General features: G+C 51.1%; 2 tRNA genes and 3 rRNA genes. All 5 read left to right on the forward strand.

Features of this window, described 5'->3' with window-relative positions:
• Positions 1-141 precede the first annotated feature (141 nt).
• A 16S ribosomal RNA gene (locus tag HMPREF2796_RS00490) occupies positions 142-1,683 on the forward strand.
• 68 nt (positions 1,684-1,751) lie between these two features.
• Positions 1,752-1,828: transfer RNA gene (locus HMPREF2796_RS00495), tRNA-Ile, on the forward strand.
• A gap of 35 nt (positions 1,829-1,863) precedes the next feature.
• Positions 1,864-1,939, forward strand: a tRNA-Ala gene (locus tag HMPREF2796_RS00500).
• Positions 1,940-2,268: 329 nt separating this feature from the next.
• Positions 2,269-5,152 (forward strand): 23S ribosomal RNA (locus HMPREF2796_RS00505).
• 172 nt (positions 5,153-5,324) lie between these two features.
• Positions 5,325-5,438 (forward strand): 5S ribosomal RNA (gene rrf, locus HMPREF2796_RS00510).
• Together the 16S, 23S and 5S rRNA genes with 2 tRNA genes alongside form the textbook arrangement of a ribosomal RNA operon.
• Positions 5,439-5,491 lie beyond the last annotated feature (53 nt).

The raw sequence follows: 5,491 nt of genomic DNA on the forward strand, positions 1-5,491 counted from the left end.
GGTTCAGCAGCTCTTTAACAATCAGATTACCGATAAGTGTGGGTGTTTTACACCTGCACTGTTGAGAAGAAGACAAGACGATGTTTAACATTGTTCTGTCGGTTTCTTTGAAGCAGACCAGAAGTTATTAAGTTAGAGATTGAACATAAGAGTTTGATCCTGGCTCAGATTGAACGCTGGCGGCATGCTTTACACATGCAAGTCGAACGGCAGCGGGGTAGTGCTTGCACTACTGTCCGGCGAGTGGCGAACGGGTGAGTAATATATCGGAACGTACCGAGTAATGGGGGATAACCAATCGAAAGATTGGCTAATACCGCATACGTCCTAAGGGAGAAAGCGGGGGATCGCAAGACCTCGCGTTATTCGAGCGGCCGATAACTGATTAGCTAGTTGGTGGGGTAAAGGCCTACCAAGGCGACGATCAGTAGCGGGTCTGAGAGGACGATCCGCCACACTGGGACTGAGACACGGCCCAGACTCCTACGGGAGGCAGCAGTGGGGAATTTTGGACAATGGGGGCAACCCTGATCCAGCCATGCCGCGTGTATGAAGAAGGCCTTCGGGTTGTAAAGTACTTTTGTTAGGGAAGAAAAGGGAAGTGCTAATACCACTTTTTGCTGACGGTACCTAAAGAATAAGCACCGGCTAACTACGTGCCAGCAGCCGCGGTAATACGTAGGGTGCGAGCGTTAATCGGAATTACTGGGCGTAAAGCGAGCGCAGACGGTTATTTAAGCAGGATGTGAAATCCCCGGGCTTAACCTGGGAACTGCGTTCTGAACTGGATAGCTAGAGTGTGTCAGAGGGGGGTAGAATTCCACGTGTAGCAGTGAAATGCGTAGAGATGTGGAGGAATACCGATGGCGAAGGCAGCCCCCTGGGATAACACTGACGTTCATGCTCGAAAGCGTGGGTAGCAAACAGGATTAGATACCCTGGTAGTCCACGCCCTAAACGATGTCGATTAGCTGTTGGGCAACTTGATTGCTTAGTAGCGTAGCTAACGCGTGAAATCGACCGCCTGGGGAGTACGGTCGCAAGATTAAAACTCAAAGGAATTGACGGGGACCCGCACAAGCGGTGGATGATGTGGATTAATTCGATGCAACGCGAAGAACCTTACCTGGTCTTGACATGTACGGAACCTTTCAGAGACGGAAGGGTGCCTTCGGGAGCCGTAACACAGGTGCTGCATGGCTGTCGTCAGCTCGTGTCGTGAGATGTTGGGTTAAGTCCCGCAACGAGCGCAACCCTTGTCATTAGTTGCCATCATTTAGTTGGGCACTCTAATGAGACTGCCGGTGACAAACCGGAGGAAGGTGGGGATGACGTCAAGTCCTCATGGCCCTTATGACCAGGGCTTCACACGTCATACAATGGTCGGTACAGAGGGTAGCCAAGCCGCGAGGTGGAGCCAATCCCAGAAAACCGATCGTAGTCCGGATTGCACTCTGCAACTCGAGTGCATGAAGTCGGAATCGCTAGTAATCGCAGGTCAGCATACTGCGGTGAATACGTTCCCGGGTCTTGTACACACCGCCCGTCACACCATGGGAGTGGGGGATACCAGAAGCAGGTAGGGTAACCGCAAGGAGCCCGCTTGCCACGGTATGCTTCATGACTGGGGTGAAGTCGTAACAAGGTAGCCGTAGGGGAACCTGCGGCTGGATCACCTCCTTTCTAGAGAAAAAGTAGGGGTAGAGCATCCACACCTATCGGTAATCAGATACAGATGCGAAGAGAATGTTGGGTTTGTAGCTCAGCTGGTTAGAGCACACGCTTGATAAGCGTGGGGTCGGAGGTTCAAGTCCTCCCAGACCCACCAGTAGTCGTAGAGCGGAGCAGATCCGCCCAGGTACTGGGGGCATAGCTCAGTTGGTAGAGCACCTGCTTTGCAAGCAGGGGGTCATCGGTTCGATCCCGTTTGCCTCCACCACACAATACTTTCCAAATAAAAGTATGCTAAATATACGAGTAAGTTGCTGCATCTTGCAGTTTGCGTGGTAGTTTATTTTTATTTGCGAAGTCAAAACGCATCGATCTTTAACAAATTGGCAAGCCGAAATCAACAAACAAACGAAGTAGGGCTTATCTTTGAGATAAGTCATACAGAAATTTGGGTGATGATTGTATCGACTGAATCCTGAAACACAAAAGGCAGGATTCGGACACAACAAGCAGTAAGCTTTATCAAAGTAGAGGCCTTAAGCCCCAGCTGTAGTCAACGCAGCGCAGGCGAAGTCAAAAAGGCACTTCAAATGATAGAGTCAAGTGAATAAGTGCATCAGGTGGATGCCTTGGCGATGATAGGCGACGAAGGACGTGTAAGCCTGCGAAAAGCATCGGGGAGCTGGCAATAGAGCTTTGATCCGGTGATGTCCGAATGGGGAAACCCACACAGCAATGTGTATCCTAAGCTGAATACATAAGCTTAGAGAAGCGAACCCGGAGAACTGAACCATCTAAGTACCCGGAGGAAAAGAAATCAACCGAGATTCCGCAAGTAGTGGCGAGCGAACGCGGAGGAGCCTGTATGTGATAGTTGTCGGGATAGGAGAAGGAATTGGAAACTTCCGCCATAGTGGGTGATAGCCCCGTATCCGAAATTCCGGCAGTGGTACTAAGCATACGACAAGTAGGGCGGGACACGAGAAATCCTGTCTGAAGATGGGGGGACCATCCTCCAAGGCTAAATACTCATCATCGACCGATAGTGAACCAGTACCGTGAGGGAAAGGCGAAAAGAACCCCGGGAGGGGAGTGAAATAGAACCTGAAACCTGATGCATACAAACAGTGGGAGCACTTTATGGTGTGACTGCGTACCTTTTGTATAATGGGTCAACGACTTACATTCAGTAGCGAGCTTAACCGGATAGGGGAGGCGTAGGGAAACCGAGTCTTAATAGGGCGTCATAGTTGCTGGGTGTAGACCCGAAACCGAGTGATCTATCCATGGCCAGGTTGAAGGTGCCGTAACAGGTACTGGAGGACCGAACCCACGCATGTTGCAAAATGCGGGGATGAGCTGTGGATAGGGGTGAAAGGCTAAACAAACTCGGAGATAGCTGGTTCTCCCCGAAAACTATTTAGGTAGTGCCTCATGTATCACTTCCGGGGGTAAAGCACTGTTATGGCTAGGGGGTCATTGCGACTTACCAACCCATGGCAAACTCAGAATACCGGAAAGTGCAATCATGGGAGACAGACAGCGGGTGCTAACGTCCGTTGTCGAGAGGGAAACAACCCAGACCGCCAGCTAAGGTCCCAAATGATAGATTAAGTGGTAAACGAAGTGGGAAGGCTTAGACAGCCAGGATGTTGGCTTAGAAGCAGCCATCATTTAAAGAAAGCGTAATAGCTCACTGGTCGAGTCATCCTGCGCGGAAGATGTAACGGGGCTCAAATCTATAACCGAAGCTGCGGATGCACCTAGTGCATGGTAGGGGAGCGTTCTGTAGGCCTGAGAAGGTGTTTCGTAAGGAATGCTGGAGGTATCAGAAGTGCGAATGTTGACATGAGTAGCGATAAAGCGGGTGAAAAGCCCGCTCGCCGAAAGCCCAAGGTTTCCTGCGCAACGTTCATCGGCGCAGGGTGAGTCGGCCCCTAAGGCGAGGCAGAGATGCGTAGTCGATGGGAAACGGGTTAATATTCCCGTACTTGATTTAAGTGCGATGTGGGGACGGAGAAGGTTAGGTCAGCAAACTGTTGGAATAGTTTGTTCAAGCCGGTAGGTGGAAGAATTAGGCAAATCCGGTTCTTCATAACACCGAGAAGTGATAACGAGTATCTACGGATACGAAGTGACTGATACCACGCTTCCAGGAAAAGCCACTAAGCTCTAGCTTAAATCGAACCGTACCGCAAACCGACACAGGTGGGCAGGATGAGAATTCTAAGGCGCTTGAGAGAACTCGGGAGAAGGAACTCGGCAAATTGATACCGTAACTTCGGGAGAAGGTATGCCCTCTGAGGTGAAGGATTTACTCCGTAAGCTTTGGAGGGTCGCAGAGAATCGGTGGCTGCGACTGTTTATTAAAAACACAGCACTCTGCAAACACGAAAGTGGACGTATAGGGTGTGACGCCTGCCCGGTGCTGGAAGGTTAATTGAAGATGTGAGAGCATCGGATCGAAGCCCCAGTAAACGGCGGCCGTAACTATAACGGTCCTAAGGTAGCGAAATTCCTTGTCGGGTAAGTTCCGACCCGCACGAATGGCGTAACGATGGCCACACTGTCTCCTCCCGAGACTCAGCGAAGTTGAAGTGGTTGTGAAGATGCAATCTACCCGCTGCTAGACGGAAAGACCCCGTGAACCTTTACTGTAGCTTTGCATTGGACTTTGAAGTCACTTGTGTAGGATAGGTGGGAGGCTTAGAAGCAGAGACGCTAGTTTCTGTGGAGCCGTCCTTGAAATACCACCCTGGTGACTTTGAGGTTCTAACCCAGGTCCGTAAACCGGATCGGGGACCGTGCATGGTAGGCAGTTTGACTGGGGCGGTCTCCTCCCAAAGAGTAACGGAGGAGTTCGAAGGTTACCTAGGTCCGGTCGGAAATCGGACTGATAGTGCAATGGCAAAAGGTAGCTTAACTGCGAGACCGACAAGTCGAGCAGGTGCGAAAGCAGGACATAGTGATCCGGTGGTTCTGAATGGAAGGGCCATCGCTCAACGGATAAAAGGTACTCCGGGGATAACAGGCTGATTCCGCCCAAGAGTTCATATCGACGGCGGAGTTTGGCACCTCGATGTCGGCTCATCACATCCTGGGGCTGTAGTCGGTCCCAAGGGTATGGCTGTTCGCCATTTAAAGTGGTACGTGAGCTGGGTTTAAAACGTCGTGAGACAGTTTGGTCCCTATCTGCAGTGGGCGTTGGAAGTTTGACAGGGGCTGCTCCTAGTACGAGAGGACCGGAGTGGACGAACCTCTGGTGTACCGGTTGTCACGCCAGTGGCATCGCCGGGTAGCTAAGTTCGGGAAGGATAAGCGCTGAAAGCATCTAAGCGCGAAACCTGCCTGGAGATGAGACTTCCCTGGGGGTTAAACCCTCCTGAAGAGTCGTTCTAGACCAGGACGTTGATAGGTGGGGTGTGGAAGCGCGGCAACGCGTGCAGCTAACCCATACTAATTGCTCGTGAGGCTTGACTCTATCATTTGAAGTGCTTTGCGGTGTAGAAACACCGGGAAGAGTACTAAATAGAATAAAGCTTACTGGAATCGATACACATTACCCGATTGTTTGGTTAGTAGCCGGACAGAACAGTTTGATTTGATTAACCGGAGTGACATGACCGGTGGCTTGACGATTTGTACAGTTTAAGTTTGGCGGCCATAGCGGTTTGGTCCCACGCCTTCCCATCCCGAACAGGACCGTGAAACGAACCAGCGCCGATGATAGTACGGATTACCCGTGCGAAAGTAGGACACTGCCAAACACCTATTTATGACACCCGCCTAACGGCGGGTGTCATTCTTTGTGGCGTAGAAG

The sequence above is a fragment of the Eikenella sp. HMSC071B05 genome (assembly GCF_001811325.1).
In the GTDB taxonomy this organism is placed as follows: domain Bacteria; phylum Pseudomonadota; class Gammaproteobacteria; order Burkholderiales; family Neisseriaceae; genus Eikenella; species Eikenella corrodens.